Source organism: Paraburkholderia phenazinium (assembly GCF_900100735.1).
Taxonomy (GTDB): domain Bacteria; phylum Pseudomonadota; class Gammaproteobacteria; order Burkholderiales; family Burkholderiaceae; genus Paraburkholderia; species Paraburkholderia phenazinia.
The window spans coordinates 20,179-41,512 of sequence record NZ_FNCJ01000010.1 but is presented as its reverse complement, the minus strand read 5'-3'; the positions used below and the strand labels follow the sequence as shown (position 1 = coordinate 41,512).

Genomic DNA, 21,334 nt, shown 5'->3' with positions numbered 1-21,334 from the left:
GCGGCCGCGTCAGTCTTCGTGCGAGCCGCCTTGGCTCACGTCGTCTGCTGCGCGGTCCACGCTCGCACCGCCCTCCATTCCGTCGCCCGGCTTGCGGTTTCTGGCGCTACTGCTGCGCCGCCGGCGTTTCTTGGGGCTCCGGTCCTTCCCGCCTTGCGTGAGCAACGTCTCGCGCGCCGCGGCGTCTCCTTCGATGAACTCCGTCCACCACGCACCGACCGACTCATCGAGTTCGCCCGATTCGCAGCGCAACAGGAGGAAATCATACCCCGCTCTAAATCTTTGGTGTTCCAGCAGCTTCAGCGCGCTGCGGCCCGAACGTTTTTCGAGGCGCAACTGCAGGCCCCAGATCTCGCGCATGTCCGATGAGAAGCGTTTGTGGATCGCCAGCTTCTCGGTCTGCATGTCGAGCACGTCGTCCATCGCACGGTGCAGCGCGGGCACCGGATAGTCGCCCTGCGCCTCGAAGGCCTGCCAGCGCTGCTGCACGTCGTGCCACAGCAGGGTAGCGAACAGGAAACCTGGCGAGACCGGCTTGCCGGCGCGCACGCGGTTATCCGTGTTGGTCAGTGCCAGCGTAATGAATTTTTCGCCGTGGGGCTGCTCGAGCACCACGTCGAGCAGCGGCAGCAGGCCGTGATGCAGGCCTTCCTGGCGCAGTCGCTTCAGGCAGGCGAGCGCGTGGCCCGACAGCATCAGCTTGAGCATTTCGTCGAACAGACGCGCCGCCGGCACGTTGTTGATCAGGTCGGCCATCTCCGTGATCGGCGCGCGCGTGGTGTCTTCGATCTCGAAGCCGAGCTTGGCGGCAAAGCGCACCACGCGCAGCATGCGCACCGGGTCTTCGCGGTAACGCGTGGCCGGGTCGCCGATCATGCGCAACAGCCGGGCGCGCATGTCGGCCATGCCGTTGTGATAATCCAGCACGGTTTGCGTGGCCGGATCGTAGTACATCGCGTTGATGGTGAAGTCGCGGCGCGTGGCGTCTTCGTGCTGCTCGCCCCAGACGTTGTCTCGCAATACGCGGCCGCTCGCGTCGACGGCGTGAGTGCGGCGGTCGAGTTCGTCGCGCTTCAGGCGCCGCGGCGGCGCGGCGTCGGCCGCCGGCGGATCGACGAGGGCGCGGAACGTCGAGGTTTCGATGATTTCCTGGCCGAACTGCACGTGCACGATCTGGAAGCGCCGGCCGATGATGCGCGCGCGGCGGAACAGCTTCTGCACCTGTTCGGGGGTGGCGTCGGTGGCGACGTCGAAGTCTTTCGGCGCGATACCGAGCAGCAGATCGCGCACGGCGCCGCCGACGATAAACGCCCGGTGGCCGGCCTGCTGCAGGCCTTCGGTGACGCGAATGGCGTTGCGCGAGATCAGCGCGGGGTTGATGCCGTGCACGTCCGCGGAAATGATCACCGGCACGTCAGGTTCGCGTGGAGCCTTGGCGGTGTCGCGCGCGGCGGGTTTGCGGCGCGGTTTGGCGGCAGCGGCGTCGCTACGGCCGGCTCCGGCTGGCGTGTGGGCGGCCTGCTCTGCTTCGGAGGGTGCGGTAGCGTCAGCGGGTGCCGGATCCTGTCCGAACAGTTTGCGGATAAGTTTTTTGATCACGTGGGTTGAAAGAGTTCTAGGATGCGCCAGCCGTGCGCTTGCGCATGGGCGCGCAGCGTGTCGTCCGGATTGGTCGCGATCGGGTCGGTGACCTTTTCGAGCAGCGGAATGTCGTTGTGCGAATCGCTATAGAAATAGCTGCGCTCGAAGTCCGACCATGTCTTGCCGAGCGAAGCGAGCCAAGCCTCGGTACGGACGATCTTGCCTTCCTTGTAGCTGGGCGTGCCGGTGGGACGGCCGGTGTAGTCCGAGTGCGGCTGGCCGTCGACGGTTTCCGCTTCGCAGGCGATCAGCTTCTCGACACCGAACACGGCGGCGATCGGGCCGGTGATGAATTCGTTGGTGGCGGTGACCACGCAGCACAGGTCGCCCGCGTCGCGGTGCTGGCGCACCAGTTCGAGCGCGGCCGGCACGATGGCGGGCTTGATCACTTCGTGCATGTACATCTGGTGGTACTCGTCGAGCTGCGCGCGCGAGTACTTCGCGAGCGGTGTCAGCATGGCGACGAGATAGGCGTGAATGTCGAGCTTGCCGGCCTTGTAGTCGGCAAAGAAGCGATCGTTTTCACGCGCGAAGTTTTCGGCGTCGACCATGCCGTGCTTCACCATGAAGCGGCCCCATTCGTGGTCGCTGTCGGTGGGGATGAGCGTGTGGTCGAGGTCGAAGAGAGCGAGATTAGCCATGGGGGCCCATTTTACTTGAAGCGGGTGAAACGGTTGCCGTTCTCAATTCTTCGGTGCCTGCCGGGGATGCCAGCATGGTGCGCAACAGCGGCAGCGTGACCGCCCGTTTCTGTTCGAGCGAGAAGCGGTCGAGCGCGTCCAGCAAGGCCATCAGGCTCGGCATGTCGCGCCGGAAGTGCGTGAGCAGGTAGGCCGGCACGTCGTCGGCAAGCGCGATGCCGCGTTCGCGGGCGGCGTGCTTGAGCACGGCGGCTTTGCCTTCGTCCGGCAGCGGCGCGAGATGGAACACCAGACCCCAGCCAAGGCGCGTGCGCAGGTCTTCGCGTACCGCAAGACCGATCGGCGCCGCATTCCCGGCTGCCACGAAAGCGCTGGTGGGATGCGCGCGCACTTCGTTGAACAGGTTGAACGCGGCGATCTGCTGCGCGCCGGACAGGCCATCGCAATCGTCGATGGCGTAGAGCGCCACGCGCGGGTCGAAGGCAAAGGCGGCGAGGCTGCTCTGCGGGCTCGCAAAGCGCGCGTGGCCGGGCTGCGCCTCATGGACCAGCGCCTGCAGCAGATGGGTACGGCCGCTGCCGGTTTCGCCCCAGATGTAGAAGCTGCGATCGGCCACGGGGCCGGCCGCGAGCGCGCCTTCCAGCTCGCGCAGCCGTGTGACCAGCTCGGCGTTGGCGCCGGGGAAGAAATTGTCGAATGTCGATGGCGGCGGGGTGCCGAGATCGAGCGTCAGTTGACGAAGCACAGTAGTGTAAAAGCCGGTAATGGAACCACCAGGAACCGCTAGTAGCCGGTGAGCGAGTTAGCCAGTGAGCCAGTAAATGGTTAGTTCTTGTAAAGCGTGCTCGACAGATAGCCTTGCCGCAGTTCGCGCAGGGCCACCGACAGGATCGCGCTAACGGGCAGCGCCAGCAATACGCCGAAAAAGCCGAACAATTGGCCGAACGCGAGCAAGGCGAAGATCACGGCGAGCGGGTGCATGCCGATCCGTTCGCCGACGAGGCGCGGCGTCAGGAAGAAACTCTCGAGAATCTGCCCGACACCATAAATGATGGCGACGGCGCCAAAGCCATACCAGTCGCCGAACTGCAGCAGCGCGGCGAGCAGCGCCAGCGCGAGGCCCGTGGCGTAGCCGATATACGGAATGAAGACCGCCACGCCGGTAAAGATGCCGACCGGCAATGCTATCTCGAAACCGGCGATGGTGAGCGCGATGGCGTAGAACACGGCGAGCACGCCCATCACCAGCAACTGGCCGCGCAGGTATTGCGAGAGCATCTGGTCCATGTCGCGGGCGAGCTGCACGGTCTTGTCGAGCCAGCGGCGCGGCACGAAGCTTTCGGCGCGCTCGAGCATGCGGTTCCAGTCGTACAGCAGGTAGAACAGCACGAGCGGCACCATCACGACGTTGCCGATCACGGTGATCATGACGTTGCCGCTGGTGCGGATCGAGGTCCACGCATAGAGGGCGACGGTTTGCGCGCTGCCTTCGAGCTGACCCATGACGAGGTCGCGGATGCTGGCGAAGTCGAGCGAATCGGCGAGGCCGAGCAGGGCAAGTTTAGGCTGCAGCCACGCGCTGACGTGCGCGAACAGCACGGGCACCTGCTGTTTGAGCTGCGGGCCCTCCTTCTGGATCACCACCAGCACGAGCAGGATCATGATAGTGAGCAGGAGGGTGAACAGCAGCATCATCAGCAGGGCGGCGAGGCCGCGCGGCACGCGCCGCCGTACCATCCACGCAACGCCGGGCTGCAGGATGTAGGCGAGGATGGCCCCTAGCAGGAACGGTGTGAGCACCGGGCTGAGCAGCCAGAGCAGGATGCCGAGGCCGAGCGCGATGGCGACCCAGACTAAGGCGCGGCGCTGATACGGTGTCAGAATCGAGGAGTTCTGCTGCAAAATGGGTTTCCTGGGGTATTGCTCGGGTGAAAGTCCAGCCAGGCGGCCGGCAACTCTGCATGGGACCGGGGTAAGGCGCTAAAGCGCCAACTCTGGATCGGCAACTGTGTATGGGACCAGAGTAAGGCGCTAAAGCGCCAACTCTGGATCGGCATCGGTTAAAATCGCATTTTACCGACCTTCGAGCTCTTCCCCATGAATCAACCGAAATCCGCCCAGCATTCAACAGATTCGGCCCAAGGTCTGTCGTATCGCGACGCCGGCGTGGACATCGACGCGGGCGACGCCCTTGTCGACGCGATCAAGCCCTTTGCCAAGAAAACGTTGCGTGACGGTGTGCTGGGTGGCATCGGCGGGTTTGGCGCGCTCTTCGAGGTGCCGAAGAAATACCGCGAACCGGTGCTCGTCTCCGGCACGGACGGCGTCGGCACCAAGCTGAAGCTGGCGTTTCATCTGAACAAGCACGACACGGTGGGCCAGGATCTGGTGGCGATGAGCGTCAACGACATCCTGGTGCAGGGCGCCGAGCCGCTGTTCTTCCTCGACTATTTTGCCTGCGGCAAGCTCGACGTCGGCACGGCCTCGACGGTCGTGAAGGGCATCGCACAGGGTTGCGAGCTGGCTGGCTGCGCGCTGATTGGCGGCGAAACGGCGGAAATGCCGGGCATGTACCCCGACGGCGAATACGATCTGGCTGGTTTTGCGGTTGGTGCGGTCGAAAAGAGCAAGATTATCGACGGTAGCACGATTGTTCCGGGTGATGTTGTGCTGGGTCTGGCTTCCAGCGGCATTCATTCGAATGGTTTCTCGCTGGTGCGCAAGATTATTGATCGGGCGCAGCCGGATCTGTCGGCTGACTTTGATGGCCGGTCGCTGGCCGATGCGCTAATGGCGCCGACGCATATTTATGTGAAGCCGCTGCTGTCGTTGATGGAGCAGATCTCCGTGAAGGGGATGGCGCATATCACCGGCGGTGGGCTGGTTGAAAATATTCCGCGGGTTTTGCGGGCTGGCTTGACGGCCGAGCTGGATCATAAGGCTTGGCCGCTGCCGCCGCTGTTCTCGTGGTTGCAGAAGCATGGTGGCGTTGCTGACGCGGAAATGCACCGCGTGTTCAACTGCGGGATTGGTATGGCCGTGATTGTTGCCGCTGAGGATGCTGATAAGGCCATCGGCCTGTTGGCTGCCGCCGGCGAGCAGGTTTGGAAGATCGGCGCTGTGCGCAATAGCGCTGAGGGCGAGGCGCAGACTGTGGTTGTTTGAGTTTTTTTGCTCGCAGCGCGGAGTGTCTTTTTTCGCGCTGCTGGCTTTGTGGGTGACTCGAAGGCTGTCTGGCTTTTTGCTGGACGGCCTTTTTGTTTTTTGTGCCTTGCCGGCCGGGGATTTGCCTGCAGGGCAAAAAAGACTCACTGATCAATAACGCTTTCAAGAGCCCGCAACGCCCGCTCAGTTGCATCCCCCGCACAACAGTCAACCACAACGCGTTCAGTCATCCCCCGCAGCCAGGTGAGCTGCCTCTTACATAACTGCCGCGTAGCAAAAATCCCCTTATCCCGCATGGAGGCAAAATCCCCCACTCCGTCGAGATACTCCCAGGCCTGCCGATACCCCACACACCGCATCGACGGCAGCCCGGCATGCAAATCCCCCCGCGCTCGCAGCCGCTCAACCTCGTCAATAAACCCACCCGCCAGCATGGCATCGAACCGCCGCGCGATCCGCTCATGCAACACGCTGCGATCGGACGGCTCCAGCGCCACCGGCACAAACCGCCACGGCAACGCCGCTTCGTCAGCCTGCACTGGCGCCGCCAACAACACCGACATCGGCTGCCCCGTCAACATGAACACCTCCAGCGCCCGCTGGATCCGCTGCGAGTCGTTCGGTGCGAGCCGCGCCGCCGTTACCGGATCCACCTCGGCCAGCCGGGCATGCAAAGCCGGCCAGCCTTCGCGCACCGCGTCCGCATCGAGCGTCGCGCGAACCTCGGCGTCGCCCGTCGGCAGGTCGTTCAAGCCCTGTGTCAGCGCCTTGTAGTACAGCATCGTTCCGCCCACCAGCAACGGTACCCGTCCGCGCGCGCTGATCTCGGCCACCAGGCGCAAGGTGTCCGTGCGGAATTCGGCAGCCGAGTAAGCATCCGCTGGATCGATGATATCGATCAGATGGTGTGGCGCCTGTGCGCGCTCTTCCGGCGTCGGCTTGGCCGTGCCGATGTCCATCTCGCGGTACACCAGTGCCGAATCCACGCTGATGATCTCCACCGGCCGTCGCTCCGCCAGCGCAAGTGCGGCGGCGGTCTTGCCGGAGGCGGTCGGGCCCAGCAGGCAGGCGACCGGAGTGGTGGGATGTTGCGTCATGATCGGCGTGGCCGCAGCGCCGGTGGCTGCGGCTGTAAGGGGGCGGCGTGCGAGCTCATTGGCCGCGCATAAACAATCGGTCGAGGTCCGATAGCGTCAGTTGATACCACGTCGGTCGCCCGTGGTTGCATTGGTCCGCGCGCTCGGTGGCTTCCATCTGGCGCAGCAGCGCATTCATTTCATCCAGCGTCAGGCGCCGGTTCGCGCGCACTGCATGGTGGCAGGCCAGCGTGCCGAGCAGTTCGTGTTGCCGTTCGGTCAGGACCCGCGAGCCACCGTACGCGTGCAGGTCGGTTAGCACCGCGCGGGCCAAGGCCTGCAGGTCGGCGTCCTTGAGCAGGGCCGGCACCGCGCGGATCGCCAGCGTCGTCGGCGATAGCACCGCCAGGTCAAAACCCAGTGCATCGAGGGTCTCGCGCTCTTCCTCCACCGTGCCGATCTCGATCGGGTCGGCCTGCATCGTCAGCGGAATCAGCAAGGGCTGCACCGCAATCGCCCGGTCAGCCAGCGCGTTCTTGAACTGCTCGTACAGAATTCGCTCGTGCGCCGCGTGCATATCGACGATCACCAACCCTTGCGCGTTCTGCGCCAGCACGTAAATGCCGTGAATCTGGCCGAGGGCGAAGCCAAGCGGTTGCTCGTCCGTGCCGTGAAAGGCCGCGTTGCCGTCCGTCGAGGGAGCGAAGAACGATGGCGTGCCGGCGGCGGAATCGCGGGCCTCCAGCGTGGTCGTACCCTGTGCGGTGCCGACGCCGCTATCTTTGCGGCCGAACAGCGCGTCGTAGAGTGCAAGCGGTTGCGCGACAGGCAGCGTTCCCTGCGTCATGCGCGCCTGTCGCAACCAGGTATTGCCGCCCTGGGCGCCGAAACCGCCGCCACCGCCACCGCCGCCGTTACCACCGCTACCGAAGCCACCACCGCTGCCGCCGAAGCCGCCGCTGCCAAAGCCGCCGCTGCCACCCGCGCCACCGAAACCGCCAGCCCCACCGCCCACGCCCGCACCGCCCAGAGGCGTGCCCGCGAATGACGCCGGGCCGCCTGCAACCGGTTCGAGATGCGCTGCGTGTCCACCGGCGGTCGTCTCCGGCGACGCTCCGGCGTGCCGCGCCAGCGCGCGCTGCACGGCGTGAAAGACGAACTGGTGGATCGAGCGCGAGTCGCGGAAGCGCACTTCGATCTTCGACGGATGCACGTTCACGTCGACGCCCTCGGGCGGCAGATCGAGAAACAGCACGTATGACGGGTAGCGGTCGCCGTGCAGCACGTCTTCGTAGGCGGCACGCACGGCGTGGGTCAACAGCTTGTCGCGCACGAAGCGCCCGTTGACGAAGAAATACTGCTGGTCCGCCCGGCCGCGGCTCGCAGTCGGCAGGCCCGCGCAGCCGTACACCGCGAGCGGGCCGGCCGACTCGTCGAGCGGCAGATGGGCAGTCGCAAAGGTCTCGCCCATGATCTTGCCGACGCGCGTGGCCGGATCGGTGGCGTTCCAGTGCTCGACCGCGCGGCCGTTATGCAGCACCGAAATCGCGACGTCCGGCCGCGCCAGCGCCACGCGGCGGATCATCTCCAGGCAATGGCCGAGTTCGGTTTGCTCGCTTTTCAGAAATTTGCGGCGCGCAGGGGTGTTGAAGTACAGCTCGCGCACCTCGATGGTCGTGCCCTGTGTGCCGGCCGCTGGGCTCAATACGCCGGTTTGCGCCTCGATACGCATTGCGTGCGGTGCGTCGGCGGTGCGGCTCGTGATGAGCATTTCCGACACCGAGGCAATCGAGGCCAGCGCCTCGCCGCGAAACCCGAGCGTGCCTACTGCTTCCAGTTCGGCGAGCGAGCGGATCTTGCTGGTGGCGTGGCGCATCAGGGCGAGCGTGAGTTCGCCTTCGGGGATGCCGCAGCCGTCGTCGGTGATCGAGATCCGCTTGACGCCGCCTTCGTCGAGCAAGATGCGCAGCGTGTTCGCGCCGGCGTCGAGTGCGTTCTCCAGCAGCTCCTTAACGACCGAAGCCGGCCGTTCGACCACTTCGCCGGCAGCGATCTGGCTGATCAGCAGGTCCGGCAAGGGCTGGATTGCCCGCAATGGACGTAGGGCGGGCGCCACAGCCTGGGTGGCGGCGTCGATAGGCGGTTCGGAGAATTCGGACATGGCGAAATTATAGCGACTCGCTGCCAACCCGCCTTTCACCGTCGCGCGAGGCGAGGGTGCGCTGCTTGCCCGCGACCGTCACGAGCGGACGGTGTGCGCCTGCGCACGCAGATTTCTTATTGCAGCCGGGCACTTTCGGTATCATGGCGCGGTCAATTTCAGCGCCTTCGGGCGAGAAATCGTTGCTCATTTCACCGCGCCATGACGGCTTGCAGCTTCGGCCGTCTACGCCATTTGCTCAATTCGCTCAATATTCGCTCAATAAGGGACGCTTTTGGACACGCTGCTGCAGTTCGTGAATCTTGTCTTGCACATCGACAAGTTTCTGGGGGTTTTCATTCATGAGTACGGCGCCTGGGTCTACGCCGTGCTGTTCTTGATCGTCTTTTGCGAAACCGGCCTGGTCGTCCTGCCGTTTCTGCCGGGTGACTCGCTGCTGTTCATTGGCGGCGCGTTCTGCGCAAGCGGTGAAATGAGCCTCGGTGCGCTTATCGCGCTGCTGCTGGTGGCCGCGGTCGGCGGCAATACGGTGAATTACCTGATCGGCAAGGCGATCGGACCCAAGGTGTTCGACTCGCATATCCCGTTGCTTGAACGTTTCCTCGATCGGGAGGCGCTGCAGAAGACCCACAACTTCTATGAAAAACACGGCGGCAAGACCCTCGTGCTGGCGCGTTTCATTCCGGTGGTGCGCACGTTCGCGCCGTTCGTCGCCGGCGCGTCGCAGATGACTGTGAGCCGCTTTCAGTTCTTCAACGTTGCGGGCGCGCTGTTCTGGGTGCTGTTGCTAGTGCTGCTCGGTTACTTCTTCGGCAACATTCCGTTTATTCGCCAGTACCTGAACGTGATCGTGTTGATTGGCGCTGGCGCTGCGATCGTGCCGGTGGTGCTGGGCGCGCTGTGGAAGATGATGCGTAAGCCGGCGCCCAAGCCGGGCAGCCGCTAAGCTGCAAACGAGCCGGCCACGAAGCCGTGGTTGGCCTCACGCCAGGCCCGGCAAACCCCGGCCAACAAAAGCGGCGCCGCGAAATCTCGCTGCGCCGCTTTTTTTCGTCCTCGCTAGGTCGCCGCGCGTCGCACGAGCGGGGTCTCCGGCGTCGGGAAGCCTGCTTCCCGGAAGGTTTCGATGATGGCCCGGTTGGTGTCGAAGTAGACCTGCCAGTAGTTGTTGGTATGCGTATAGGGTCGCACGCATAGCAACGGACCTTCCGGCGTGAACGACAGAACCTCGATATCGGGCGCCGGGCTGTCCGCGACATTAGGAATCTTGACGATGGCAGCGCGCAGGCGATTGGCCGCATCGATCGGATCGACCCCGTTGGCGATCTTCGCCGTCAGTTCGACGCGGCGCACCGGCAACACGCTGTAGTTGGAGATCGTGTCCGAGAAGATCTTGTTGTTGCCGACGATTGTCGTGACGTTGTCGGGCGTGATGATTGTGGTGCCGAACAGGCCCAACTCCTGAACGGTGCCGGTCACCCCACCGGCCATGACGAAGTCGCCAACCTTGAAGGGGCGCAGCACCTGCATGAAAATACCCGCGGCGAAGTGGGCGAGCAGGCCGCCCCACGCAGTGCCGATGGCAAGACCGAGACCCGCGAGCAGGGCCGCGAACGAAGTGGTTTGTACTCCGAACACCTGCAGGATCGCGAGGATAAGCAGCAGGTTCAGCAGGGCGCCGAGAATCGAGCCGAGATAGTGCGCGAGAGTGGGATCGACTCGCCCACCGCGCGCAAGCAGCTTGCGCAGCAGGCCTGTGATGATGCCGATCACCCATCGGCCGACGATCCATAGGACAATCGCACCGAGAACTTTGGTGCCGAGGTCGAAGCCTCGCGTCATGAGGAAGAGGCGTATGGATTCGAGATTCAAGGTGTCCTCGCTCGGGTCGGTTGCGTGTGACTGATGACGAACAGCTTCGATTCAACACAGTGGATGCAATGCCTGACGAGGGGCGAGGTTTCTCACTCTCGGTCTTCGCAAGTTATAGGCGACGGCTCGCACGTAGGCAAGGACCATTCCTGAACCTATGCAAAATGTATTGACGGGTATTAACGGCGTGCCTGATTCGCGCTATTGTTTTTCGCTAAATTGATTTAACGATTTGATGAGGCAGACCATGGTTCCGAATAGAGATGTTCACTTTATCCCGGCAAAACTCGAGGCATTGCGGCCTACCCAGATGACAGTGGGTTATCGTGAGGTGGCGCTCAAGCGTGCTCACTGGAAGACCTTGAACAAGAAGCAACGCGGTGTCGCGATCGATTCGCACTCGTTTCCCGCGGTGCTGGGACCGGAGAGCCGTTACTACATCGTCGACCATCATCACCTTGGACGGGCGCTACTCGAAGAGGGTGTCAAGGAAGTGAAGGTGATGGTGCTGAAAGACCTGTCGTGGCTCGATTTCACGATTTTCTGGCGGATGATGGAGCACAACCAGTGGGTCCATCCGTTTGGCGCGGACGGCTCGCGTTACGACTACGAACATCTGCCGAAGGTGGTCACGGAAATGAGCGACGATCCTTATCGGAGTCTTGCCGGTGAGCTGCGCAATGCGGGCGGCTATGCCAAGGACGCGACGCCGTTCAGCGAATTCCTGTGGGCTGACTTTCTGCGGCCGCGAGTGCCGGAGAGCAAGATCGCGAAAAACTTCGCTAAGGCGCTGGATCTGGCGAAGACTCTCGCTCATACGCCTGATGCGCGTTATTTGCCCGGCTGGTCGGGGGTGATTGCGGCGGCTTGAAGATGGCGCCTGGACTGACGCCGCCGCAGCAGCGGACGCGGTGGCGCGTTGTCACATCGGCAGTTGCGACTCGGTGTACGGCGAGGTCCGGATGACCAGCGCGTCGCCGGCTTTGGCTTTATTTCTATGCAGCCGCACGCGCCGTGCACAATACAGCGCGAGCGCGCAGGTAAGCGTGTAGGCACACGCGCGCTCGACAAACGCATTGGTCGAGCTGAACTTTCCGTAGCGGCTTGGGGCGTCGGCGAATACGCAGAACGTGAGCGTCGCGTCGAACACCAGCGCGGTCGTTGCGAGCACGAGGTAAACATAGCCGCCGTTCAAGGCGAGATCCCGTTTGGCTAGATTGCACAGATGACATGCGATCAGCAGCGTCGCAAGAATGGCGAGATTCGTTGCCAGATCGAACAGAAAGTTGCTCATGATTTTGGGATGAATGCGCGGGTTGTTCGGCTGCGCCGATGCATGCGTTAGACAGACGGTGACCGTTGCAACACATTGCGAGCGAACCGGGCGCGATCATTACATGTCTTTATGTCTCAATAAATGAGAATGTTCGGACTGCGATTGAATGAGGGGATGAGTTAGAGGATTTCCCCGCGCGTTCGTATGGATGGTTCTGGCTTGTCCTGCGCGATGTTTCGTGTTTTCTGTCGGAATGTGATGCCGGAAGGTCAGGTCGGACCGACGCAAGGCGCGCGCGCCGAGCGTCGGTCGCAACGTACGCCGCGCGTCGCCCGGCGATCTGTCATTGCTGGATCGCGCTATCGACGATTGCCGCCAGACGCTGACCCAAGCTGGGGGAGTTGAGTTGCTGATATTTCGAAAACGCGCGAGCGCTGACTTCGCGGATCGATTCCGGCGGTAGCACCCAGATCTGTTCAAGCGTCGCGGCGAGTGTTCCGGCTCCGCTTTCCCGGTGATAGAGGAATCCGTTCGCGCCGTGTTCCACGTACTCCGGCTCCGGGCCCATGTGCAGTTCGAGTTGATCGTGCACTAGCGGCGGCAAACTCAGCCCGAACATATGGACCACGCTCAGGCCAGCGTCGCCGGGATAGCAGCCGATCCGGCATCTACGGCTGATCGCGGCAATTTCCTCGTCATCGAAAATGGCGCCGTGCCAGATCAGGTACGGACTATTTGCATAAGTGCGTTGCAGCCGCCCGCGATGCTCTCCATCCCCCACCAGATGCAGGACGATCTCGTGCCCATGGCGGTGCAACTGTTCGACTGCCTCGATCAGGCATTCGACACTCGAACCGTCGCGCAACCGTCCGAGAAACAACACACCCTGCTCGTTACCCGTCTTTTCCTCGGGCTTGACGGTTCGTGTGACACATAGTGAATTGTCTGCGACGATCAGTTTTGCGCGCGGACAACCAATGCGCTCAAGCGACAGTCTCGATGCTTCGGAGTAGCAGACGTAGCGCGTCGACAGGGCGACCGCTGCGCGATAGCAGACGGTGCGGGCCAACCTCGGTTTCGCGTGACGGTATAGTCCTTGGCCGTGGATCACCACCGGCACGCCTAACGCCCGCCCCGCGAGCAGAGCGAGCCATAGCGACAGATAGGACATGTCGGCAAAGATCAGGACAGCGGCGGGGCGTACTCGTACGATTTCCCCGAAGACCCGCGCCTGAAGCTTGATGCGACATGTGAATACATGCGTGATGCCTGTCTCGACGAATTCGTCGCAGCTGGGTGCTTCCCGCGAAAAGCCGCGCGACTCGATTCCGCTAGAGTTGGCGAATACCTTGACCTTGAAGAGCCGGCTCAGCGTATCGATGACCTCGACGCGATAGCGTGTGACCAGCGGCTGCACGTAGAACACAGTAAGCTTCGCGCGCGGCAAGCCTGGCGTCAGGGAGATTTGCGCGACTGGCTCCATCACAGGGAACGGAACCCATTGCGTGGAACCGAACCCCGCGTCGCAACGTCCTGCAGGTCCGCCATCACATCGCAGACCCTCGCATACACGTCATACAGCGTTGCGTCGGCGACCGAGTCCTTGAACTTGCCGTAATTGATGTGGAACAGCTGTACGGCGATCGTGTCGGCGACAACCCGGCGGGGAATGAACGCACGGAACGGATAGATGCGGCCGGGCAGCGTCACCACCTCAAAGCCATTGCCGAATACGGTCTCGATGTCGCGAGCGCGATGTGCGCGAACGATGAGCGTGGCCGGGTCAGCCGCGTTGCTGACAATCGAAAGAAACGCGTTCGAAAGCAAAAGCCGCATTGAACCCTCCGTAATCACGCGTGACGGGTTGATGGGGTTGCATCAGCTTCAGATGTGTGGTCTTAATTCACTGGTCCATGGCGATGGCTTTTCCAATTTGCATTCGAAGCGATAAGCGGAATGGAATATTACGCGTGGCTTTAGCGTGTGATTTATCGTGAACGGATGAGGTCTGTTTCAGGACGTAAGTATCCCGTCGCTTATCCGGCAGCCGATAAGTTCACGTTTTGCGTGTTAATGGGCGCGCTTGAAAACGGGCTCGACGAAGATGACGGCGGACCGGCATCAAGCAATTTCGTGTACTTTGGACTTAAAAATGTCACAAGAGAATCGTTTCAAAAATATGTATGAATGGAATGTGGGTCCCTTTCGACGCGCCATGCCAGTGCATAAGCGCATGCATGCTTGTTTGAATCGATCTGCCTCAAAATGGTGCGAATATTTTTGAGGCAATTGCGAGGAAGCTGTTAAGCCGTTCGGGGGGGCGTGCCATCGGCTTTCAGAAAACCGCTGTGGCATCTAATCCTCCCGTGAAATGCCGATTGAAAGAATATCGTTGTAACTACCGTGCATCGATAGCAGGATCAGCGCGCTGATCGCTGGCGTCAGCACCAGGCCACGCACGAACATCGGCATTGCCGCTGCGAGCAAGGCGTCGGCGGCCAATACTCCTGCATAGAGAAGGGCAACCGGCCCGTTATGGAACACCGCACGCAGGCTCGTCGACATGGCCTCGAGCGGCGCGGCCCTTTGCAGAATGATCAACGCCGGTGCGAACCACACTGCCGCAATTGCAATCGCAAGAACCATCGCGTTTAGAACGGTCTGCAACGAACCCGCCCGGTCACTGGATTCACCAAAGATGATCGACAGGCTGTGCGCGCCGCTTGCCACCGTTCTCGTGGTCAGCTTGATGTGAAGCAGTGCAAAAGAGAGCAGTTCGCCGGCTACGACGATAGCGGCGCAAGCCAGTGCCACTGTGAATAGCGCGTTGCGATTTCGCACCAGCACGCGGAACGTCGCGCCGATGCTCCACTGGTGCGGGTTGCCATTGCCTGCCGGCGTGAGTACCGTTGCGCCCGCAAGTACCGCCAGCAGCAGCGTCGCGAGTAGTTGAAACGGTGCGGCAAGTTCGAACGCCGTCGCCAGATCGGCGCTACCTAGAATCGTGACGATCCACATCAGCGGTTGTGCACGGGCAATGCGAAAGCCGTCCACGAGCCAACTCCAGACGCGCGTCGCGCTAACGCTGCGGATCTCATGGCATGCGGGCCCGCATCCGGTGAGTCCAGTCTTGACGTTTATGCCCAGTTCTTGCCGGTTCATGATTGTTTCCTTTTCTTTTTTGCCGCGAGACAGATACACATCGATGGGTGGGTGCGCCGCGTGTTGCGAGCAACGTGCCCTTCGAGCCGTTCGTCTATTGACGATTGTGGACATGATGCAAGGCAAAGAGGAAAATAAAAACGGACGGCAACATAAATTTAATTTCCTCTTTTATGCGCCTCATCGACCAGTTCCAAAAGCTGCACGCTTTGCTGGACAGGCAGCCCGAGCAACCGGGCCTGCCCGCGCTGGCAGGGGCCTTGAACTGCAGCGAGCGCAACGCGCGGCTATTGCTGCGCAAGATGGAGGAGAGGGGCTGGTTGCGTTGGGAAGCTGCGCGCGGTCGAGGTCATTTTTCCCGCTTGACCATGCTCGTCTCGCCGCAACAAGTGACTCTGGATCATTTGTCCGGCTTGCTAGCCGAGGGCGAGCTGGAGGAAGCGTTTGCTAGCCTGGACGGCGAACAGCGCAAGCAACTGGCGGCACGACTGCCGGATTTCCTGCAGGTGCCGCAGGCCGGCGGTTCGCGCAATCGCGTCCGGATACCGCTGCGCCGGCCCGTAGCGGCGTTAGATCCGAATGACATTCCGACTAGTCTGGAAGCCCATCTGGTCAGCCAGATATTCTCGCGGCTAACCGAATTCGATCGGACTACGCAGCAACTGGTGCCAGCACTTGCCCATTATTGGGAGTCGGAAGATGACGGTAGAGTCTGGCATTTCTGGCTGAGACCCGGTCTCAGCTTCCACGATGGAAGCGAACTGGAAACGGAAGATGTGCGACAGACCTTACTGCGGCTGCGCGATACGCCGGGGTGTTATCAATCTCTGTTCGAAGGTCTGGACTCGGTGGAGACGGGTGGCTGCCGAAGAGTGACGTGCCGTCTAAACAGCACGGACTACCTGTGGCCCCACTACCTCGCGGCCGTGGAGGCATCGATCATCCCACGAAATCGAAACAGCGATTTTGCGCTCATGCCAATCGGAAGCGGCCCCTTCAAACTGACGCGCCGTAGCGAATACCGGCTGACCCTATCGGTGTTCGAGGACTACTACCGCGAGCGCGCGCTACTCGACGAGATCGATCTTTGGGTCATCGAGGGTTCGGACGATACGCCGGAGTTTGACCTCCATTTCGGCTACTGTTGTAGTTCGAAGACGCAGAGCAGCGTTGCCGAGGTGTTGCCGGGTTGTACGAGTATTGTGTGCAATCCCGAGCGCCCATTCTTCGCAGATGCCGCGCAAAGATTGGCGCTGGCAGATTGGCTCGCGCCCACTGTGCTGATCGCGAACGATGACGGGGCTCGACGACCTGCATCGGGGATGCTGCCAGAATGGGAACATCGGGTAGCGACGCCTCGTGGTCGTCCTCCCATACCCGAGCACACCCGGCTGACGATGGTCACGATACGGACCGACGAGCGCCTGGCGTTGGCCGCCTTGATAAAAGACCGGCTTAAGGAGGCGCAGATTGAGCTGGAGGTGGTGGCGCTGGGTTTTGCCGAATATCTTCGGCATGACTGGTTGGACTCCGCCGACCTGGTTCTGCGTATCGAGTCCATGAATCCCGATCAGGATCTCGGCTGCTATGAGTGGTTTGCCTCAAACACTCTGTTTAGGCGCTGGACGCCACTTGATCAACAGCGACTCGTAGACCAGCAGTTGCGGGCAATCCGGGCAAACGCCGACGCTCAGGCGCGCATGCGCGAATATGCCGTGATCGGCAAGCAGTTGGTCGAGGAGGGTTGGCTGATCCCGATCTCGCACGAGATTCGGTATGTTCATGCAGAGGCGCATGTCGCTGGGGTGAAGGACATGTCGTTTGGGCTGGTGCCGTTTGCTGATCTTTGGTTGCGGTAGGGGGCTTGATTAGGCGCCGCAAAAGAAAAGGGCTTACACGCATGCGCATGTAAGCCCTTGAATCTTTTGGTAGGCCGTACGGGATTCGAACCTGTGACCAACGGATTAAAAGTCCGCTGCTCTACCAGCTGAGCTAACGACCCAAAAGAGAAGCGGGATTATAGCGATAGCTCGCCGAACTTGTCAACCCATCTGGGCGACATCCCAACGAGCGCGTTACTCCATAAAACGAAAAGCCCGAGGCATCGACTGCCCCGGGCTTCCCGGCGAGAGGCGCGCGTGGCGTGTAATCCGACACTACGCTTGATACTGCGACTGCCTGAACTACTTGATTTGCGACAACTTGCTTTGCGCCGACTGCGCGACATCTGAGTTGCCGTACTGCGCGACGATCTGCTCGAGGGTCTTCTTCGCTGCCGCTTTCTGACCTTGCTCGAGCTGATTGTTGGCAATCGCGAGCAGCGCTTCCGGCGCACGCGGATGCTGCGGGTAATTCTTCACGACGCCTTCCCACGTAGCCGTGGAGCCCTTGTAGTCGCGCAGTGCATACAGCGCGTTGCCGAGCCAGTACTGCGCGGTCGGCTGGTAGGGGCTCTGCGGATACTTGGCGATGAAGCTGCGGAACGAAGCCGCCGCGTTCTTGAAGTCGCCATTGCGGAACTGCGTCGAAGCCGCATTGAACGCGTCCGTCTCGCCCGGCTGGACCGTGCCTTCTACGCCATCAACCGTCTGCTGCTGCGGTTCGAACTTCTTCAACCGCGTGTCGAGGTCGGTGTAGTAGTCCTTCTGCTGCTTCTGCAGCGTGGCAAGCTGGTTCGCCATGTCCTCGTTCTGTCCGCGCAGCGTCGCGACCTGCTGGTTGAGCTGGTCGAGGCGGTTGGACTGATCGAGGATGGTCCGCTGGGCGGCCGACAGTTGGCTCGACAGGCTATCGGTCTTGGTACGCAGATCGAGAATCGCCTGACGGGCCTGGTCGTCGTCGAACATGCCGGCGTGAGCCGGCACGGCCATCAAGGCCGAGCCTGCTACGCAGGCGGCTGCAGCAAAGCGCAGCCAGGAGAAACGTTGCGTCATACGGCTCATCACCTATTACTGTTGGTAGACGAGGTCAGCGCGGCGGTTTTGTGCCCACGATGCTTCGTCATGACCGTCGGCCAGCGGCTTTTCCTTGCCCAGGCTCACGGCTTCCATTTGCGAATCCGGCACGCCAAGCAGCGACAGCGCGCGACGCACAGCTTCAGCACGCTTCTGGCCGAGTGCCAGGTTGTACTCGCTCGTGCCGCGTTCGTCGGTGTTACCCTGGATCAGCACGTGACGCTCCGGATGTGCCTTCAGGTAACGTGCGTGTTGTCCCAGCAGCGCCTGGTATTCGTCCTTGACCGAGTAGCTGTCGAAGTCGAAGTAGACGCTACGCTTGGCGAGCGGGCTGTTCGGATCGTTCAGCTCGTCGACGTTCACTTGTGCGACTGCATTCGGGTTCGGTTGCGTAGCGACCGCGCCACCCTTGTTGGCGTTTTCGTCGAGCTTGACGCCCGAATGGCAGGCAGCCAGAGCACCGACCAGCAATGCGGCAAAGACGATACGAAGTTTGGACATCATTGTTACTCTCCTTGTGTGTTATTGCATAAACGGGCCCCAGGACGGCTCGCGAACGATGCCGCCCTGAACGGACAGGACCTGCCGAGTGCGACCGTCGGTCGATACTGCGGCCAACACGCCACGGCCGTTCACCTGTGTGGCGTAAAGAATGTACTGACCATTCGCCGCGAAGCTCGGCGATTCGTCATGTGTTGTGTCGGTCAAGCCGGTTGCCGACCCGGACTGCAAGTCCTGGATATACAGCTTGAAGGCGCCGCCTACACGCGAGATGTAGGCCAGTTCCTTGCCGTCCGGGCTCACGCGCGGGCTGGTGTTGTAGTTGCCCGTGAACGTGACGCGCTGGGCTGCGCCCGCGCTTTCGCCCTGCGCCGGCATCTTGTAGATCTGCGGTTGACCGCCGCGGTCGCTGGTGAAATAGATCCACTGTCCGTCAGGAGAGTAGTTCGGTTCGGTGTCGATCGAGGTGCCTTGCGTCAGCCGGCGCAGGCCGCTGCCGTCAGCATTGACGGCGAAAATCTGCGTATTGCCGGTGCGCGAAAGCGCTACTGCCAGCGTGCGTCCATCCGGCGACCAGGCCGGTGCACTGTTATTGCCCTTCTGATCCGAGACGACTATGCGACGGCCCGTGGGCAGGTCGTGGATGTAGACGATGGGCTTCTTCTTTTCGAACGACACGTAGGCGACCTTCGTGCCGTCAGGCGACCACGCCGGCGAGATGATCGGCTCGGGGCTCGACAGCGCGATGTGCGCGTCCTGGCCGTCCGAATCGGAAATCTGCAACTGGTAGCGGTTGCCGGTCTTGATGACATAAGACAGGCGGGTGGCGAACACGCCACGATCGCCGAGCAGCTTTGCATAGATGTAATCCGCAACCTTATGCGCGCTCATGCGCAGGCCGCTTTCCGGACTCACCAGCACCAGGCCGCCGAGGCTTTCGCCCTTGACCGTGTCGTATAGCTTGAAGCGCACTTCGTACTGGCCGTTCGGCAGACGATTCACGCTACCGGCCACGAACGCGTTGGCGCCCTTGGCCTTCCAGCTGCCGAGGTCGACCGAATCGGTTTCCGAAACGGGCGCGCTGCCGGCGTCGATATTGGTGAATTTGCCGCTGCGCTGCAGATCCTGGCGCACGATGGTGCTGACCTGCTGCGGCGAGTTCGCTTCATTGGCGAAATTCGCCGTTGCGATGGGGAATTGGGTGGACCCGACGCCCGTGACGAGGACGTTGAGTTGCGCGTGCGCGGCGCCGCCGGCCGCAATCAGGCACGACGCTACCAAAGTCCGCAGGCCTAGCTTGGTCATCAAACTCATGCTGTATGGATTCCCAAAAAATCAGATTTCTAACACTGTATGACAGCAGACAGACCCGGAAATTTTCAATTCGTTCCCGGGAAGGCCCCGCCGGGCGGGGCCGCCGGAGCCATTGTCAATTTGCCGGCCGCAACGTAATCAAAAAGCTTGCTGGCGCTTTACCGTCCGTATCCACGGGCATCGGGTCGGTGAGCTGAACCGCCCGAAGTGCGGCGTCGTCCCACTGCTGGTTGCCACTGCTGCGCGTGACCGTCGCGCTCAACAGCGTGCCGGACGGCGCGCAATGGACCGAGACCACGGTTTCCAGACCCTGCGTGTCACCTGACCACACAATCTTCGGGCGCACCATTCGCCGGACCTTGTCGGCATAACCCGGCGAGGTGGACGTCCCGCCCGAGCCACTACCCGTGCCGCTCTTGGCCAGACCATTGCCCGTCGAGCCTTCGCCGCCCGCCATGCCTTGCATCTGCGCGAGACGCGCCCGGCGTTCCTGGTCGAGCTTCTTCGCCTGCGCTGCGTCGGCTGCCGCTTTGGCTGCCTTGGCCGCTTTCTGCGCGTCAGCCTTCTTCTGCGCATCAGCCTGGGCCTGCTTCTGCAGGTCCTCTTGCTGTTGCTTCAACTGATCCTGCTTTTGCTGCTCGGCCAGTTGCTGCTGCTTGAGCTTCTCAGCCTGCTGCTGTTGCTGCTTCAGCTTGGTCGCCGCGGCCTTCTGGGCGGCCAGTTGCGCCGCCTGGTCGGCTGCGAGCTGCTGCTGGCGCTTTGCTTCAGCCTCCTGCTGGGCCTGCAGTTGCAGGCGCTGTTGCTCGGCAAGCTGCGCCTGGCGCGCGGCTTCCTGTTGCTGGCGTTTCTTTTCCTGCAGCGCAATATCGGCCTGTTCATCGGGCAGAGGCGGGGCAGGGGCTACCGGCACGGGCGGCGGGGGCGGCCGCGGCGTCGTGATATCGGGCACCTCCGTCCACAGTTCGGCTTCAGCGCCTGCCGGCGTGCTGTTCTGCCATTGAATGCCGTGGTACAGAAAGAACCCGAGCAGCACGTGCATCACCAGCGCGAGCGCAAAGGCTCGCCAGGTGCCGCGTTCACGCGGAGGCTGGAGCGGGTAAGCGGAATTCTTGCGGATCATTGCGATTTGACGAGCAAGCCAACGCGCTTGACGCCACGAGCCTTCAGGTCGGACATCACGTTCATTACGGCTTCGTACTTCACCGTCTTGTCAGCGGCGATCACAACCGGCTGGTCCGGGTGCGACTGCTCGCGGTCGGTGACGAAGCTGTTCAGATCCGCTCGCGTCATGTCTTCCTGCTGCATGGCGCCATTGTCGTCTTTGTATTTGACGTTCATGTTGCCATCGGCACGAATGTTGACGACCACGGGCGGCGTCTGCTGCTGCGGAGCGGCTCCGCCGACGGTGGGCAGATTGACGATCGACGGTGCGACGAGCGGCGCGGTCACCATGAAGATCACGAGCAGCACGAGCATCACGTCGATATACGGCACGACGTTGATGTCGGCCATCGCGCGGCGCGAACGGCCGCCGCGCATACTGGAGGAGCGACTTGAGGAACCGGCCATCG

Annotated in this window: 21 protein-coding genes and 1 tRNA gene; 4 read left to right on the top strand and 18 right to left on the bottom strand. The window is 62.0% G+C overall.

Annotated features, from left to right (window positions below; genetic code table 11):
* Window positions 1-9: 9 nt before the first annotated feature.
* The 4 genes from pcnB to BLQ92_RS21775 form a co-directional block, all read right to left on the bottom strand.
* On the bottom strand, window positions 10-1,599 hold the full coding sequence (gene pcnB / locus BLQ92_RS21790) for a polynucleotide adenylyltransferase PcnB (RefSeq protein WP_090686612.1): 1,590 nt from the start codon (window positions 1,597-1,599) through the stop codon (window positions 10-12).
* On the bottom strand, window positions 1,596-2,282 hold the full coding sequence (locus BLQ92_RS21785; protein WP_090686611.1) for a histidinol-phosphatase: 687 nt from the start codon (window positions 2,280-2,282) through the stop codon (window positions 1,596-1,598). Before BLQ92_RS21785 ends, pcnB begins: the two co-directional genes overlap by 4 nt.
* Window positions 2,275-3,027: a DnaA regulatory inactivator Hda gene (hda, locus tag BLQ92_RS21780; RefSeq protein ID WP_090686610.1), complete on the bottom strand. Its 753-nt coding sequence runs from the start codon at window positions 3,025-3,027 to the stop codon at window positions 2,275-2,277. Before hda ends, BLQ92_RS21785 begins: the two co-directional genes overlap by 8 nt.
* Window positions 3,028-3,107: 80 nt before the next feature.
* Window positions 3,108-4,184, bottom strand: coding sequence for an AI-2E family transporter (locus BLQ92_RS21775; RefSeq protein ID WP_090686609.1), 1,077 nt, complete (start codon window positions 4,182-4,184; stop codon window positions 3,108-3,110).
* A gap of 195 nt (window positions 4,185-4,379) precedes the next feature.
* Between BLQ92_RS21775 and purM the strand changes: the two genes are divergently transcribed.
* On the top strand, window positions 4,380-5,447 hold the full coding sequence (purM, locus tag BLQ92_RS21770; protein WP_090686608.1) for a phosphoribosylformylglycinamidine cyclo-ligase: 1,068 nt from the start codon (window positions 4,380-4,382) through the stop codon (window positions 5,445-5,447).
* A gap of 143 nt (window positions 5,448-5,590) precedes the next feature.
* Here the strand turns inward: purM and miaA are convergent, their stop codons facing one another.
* Genes miaA through BLQ92_RS21755 form a run of 3 tightly spaced genes read right to left on the bottom strand, consistent with a single transcriptional unit; the run spans window position 5,591 to window position 8,874 of the window.
* Window positions 5,591-6,544 (bottom strand): tRNA (adenosine(37)-N6)-dimethylallyltransferase MiaA, encoded by a 954-nt coding sequence (gene miaA, locus BLQ92_RS21765; protein ID WP_090686607.1) that lies wholly within the window; start codon window positions 6,542-6,544, stop codon window positions 5,591-5,593.
* Between the two features lie 55 nt (window positions 6,545-6,599).
* Complete coding sequence (gene mutL / locus BLQ92_RS21760) at window positions 6,600-8,684, bottom strand: DNA mismatch repair endonuclease MutL (protein WP_090686606.1); 2,085 nt, start codon at window positions 8,682-8,684, stop codon at window positions 6,600-6,602.
* Between the two features lie 7 nt (window positions 8,685-8,691).
* On the bottom strand, window positions 8,692-8,874 hold the full coding sequence (locus tag BLQ92_RS21755; protein WP_090686605.1) for a hypothetical protein: 183 nt from the start codon (window positions 8,872-8,874) through the stop codon (window positions 8,692-8,694).
* A gap of 84 nt (window positions 8,875-8,958) precedes the next feature.
* Between BLQ92_RS21755 and BLQ92_RS21750 the strand changes: the two genes are divergently transcribed.
* Entirely contained in the window at window positions 8,959-9,630 is a 672-nt protein-coding gene (locus BLQ92_RS21750) for a VTT domain-containing protein (protein ID WP_090686604.1), read from the top strand.
* A 113-nt stretch (window positions 9,631-9,743) separates the two neighbouring features.
* On the opposite strand, the gene BLQ92_RS21745 is transcribed toward BLQ92_RS21750, so the two are convergent.
* A complete protein-coding gene (locus BLQ92_RS21745) occupies window positions 9,744-10,556 on the bottom strand; it encodes a mechanosensitive ion channel family protein (RefSeq protein ID WP_090686603.1) in 813 nt (270 codons plus the stop codon).
* Between the two features lie 247 nt (window positions 10,557-10,803).
* On the opposite strand from BLQ92_RS21745, the gene BLQ92_RS21740 reads away from it, so the two are divergent.
* On the top strand, window positions 10,804-11,427 hold the full coding sequence (locus tag BLQ92_RS21740) for a ParB-like protein (protein ID WP_090686602.1): 624 nt from the start codon (window positions 10,804-10,806) through the stop codon (window positions 11,425-11,427).
* A gap of 51 nt (window positions 11,428-11,478) precedes the next feature.
* On the opposite strand, the gene BLQ92_RS21735 is transcribed toward BLQ92_RS21740, so the two are convergent.
* The 4 genes from BLQ92_RS21735 to BLQ92_RS21720 all read right to left on the bottom strand — a co-directional run bounded on the left by BLQ92_RS21735 (window position 11,479) and on the right by BLQ92_RS21720 (window position 14,994).
* On the bottom strand, window positions 11,479-11,850 hold the full coding sequence (locus tag BLQ92_RS21735) for a hypothetical protein (RefSeq protein WP_090686601.1): 372 nt from the start codon (window positions 11,848-11,850) through the stop codon (window positions 11,479-11,481).
* A gap of 325 nt (window positions 11,851-12,175) precedes the next feature.
* Window positions 12,176-13,315: a glycosyltransferase family 4 protein gene (locus tag BLQ92_RS21730; protein WP_090686600.1), complete on the bottom strand. Its 1,140-nt coding sequence runs from the start codon at window positions 13,313-13,315 to the stop codon at window positions 12,176-12,178.
* Window positions 13,315-13,668, bottom strand: coding sequence for a hypothetical protein (locus tag BLQ92_RS21725; RefSeq protein ID WP_090686599.1), 354 nt, complete (start codon window positions 13,666-13,668; stop codon window positions 13,315-13,317). Before BLQ92_RS21725 ends, BLQ92_RS21730 begins: the two co-directional genes overlap by 1 nt.
* A gap of 519 nt (window positions 13,669-14,187) precedes the next feature.
* On the bottom strand, window positions 14,188-14,994 hold the full coding sequence (locus BLQ92_RS21720; RefSeq protein WP_090686598.1) for a hypothetical protein: 807 nt from the start codon (window positions 14,992-14,994) through the stop codon (window positions 14,188-14,190).
* Window positions 14,995-15,167: 173 nt separating this feature from the next.
* Between BLQ92_RS21720 and BLQ92_RS21715 the strand changes: the two genes are divergently transcribed.
* Window positions 15,168-16,853: an ABC transporter substrate-binding protein gene (locus tag BLQ92_RS21715; protein WP_090686597.1), complete on the top strand. Its 1,686-nt coding sequence runs from the start codon at window positions 15,168-15,170 to the stop codon at window positions 16,851-16,853.
* A gap of 67 nt (window positions 16,854-16,920) precedes the next feature.
* On the opposite strand, the gene BLQ92_RS21710 is transcribed toward BLQ92_RS21715, so the two are convergent.
* The 6 genes from BLQ92_RS21710 to tolR all read right to left on the bottom strand — a co-directional run bounded on the left by BLQ92_RS21710 (window position 16,921) and on the right by tolR (window position 21,332).
* Window positions 16,921-16,996, bottom strand: a tRNA-Lys gene (locus tag BLQ92_RS21710).
* Between the two features lie 181 nt (window positions 16,997-17,177).
* A complete protein-coding gene (gene ybgF / locus BLQ92_RS21705; protein ID WP_090686596.1) occupies window positions 17,178-17,927 on the bottom strand; it encodes a tol-pal system protein YbgF in 750 nt (249 codons plus the stop codon).
* A 15-nt stretch (window positions 17,928-17,942) separates the two neighbouring features.
* On the bottom strand, window positions 17,943-18,452 hold the full coding sequence (pal, locus tag BLQ92_RS21700; protein ID WP_090686595.1) for a peptidoglycan-associated lipoprotein Pal: 510 nt from the start codon (window positions 18,450-18,452) through the stop codon (window positions 17,943-17,945).
* Between the two features lie 18 nt (window positions 18,453-18,470).
* Window positions 18,471-19,763 (bottom strand): Tol-Pal system beta propeller repeat protein TolB, encoded by a 1,293-nt coding sequence (gene tolB, locus BLQ92_RS21695; RefSeq protein ID WP_090686594.1) that lies wholly within the window; start codon window positions 19,761-19,763, stop codon window positions 18,471-18,473.
* A 115-nt stretch (window positions 19,764-19,878) separates the two neighbouring features.
* The gene (gene tolA, locus BLQ92_RS21690) at window positions 19,879-20,883 is read right to left on the bottom strand and encodes a cell envelope integrity protein TolA (protein WP_090686593.1); all 1,005 of its coding nucleotides are present in this window, start codon (window positions 20,881-20,883) and stop codon (window positions 19,879-19,881) included.
* Window positions 20,880-21,332, bottom strand: coding sequence for a protein TolR (tolR, locus tag BLQ92_RS21685; RefSeq protein WP_090686592.1), 453 nt, complete (start codon window positions 21,330-21,332; stop codon window positions 20,880-20,882). The genes tolA and tolR overlap by 4 nt, the downstream gene beginning before the upstream one ends.
* Window positions 21,333-21,334 lie beyond the last annotated feature (2 nt).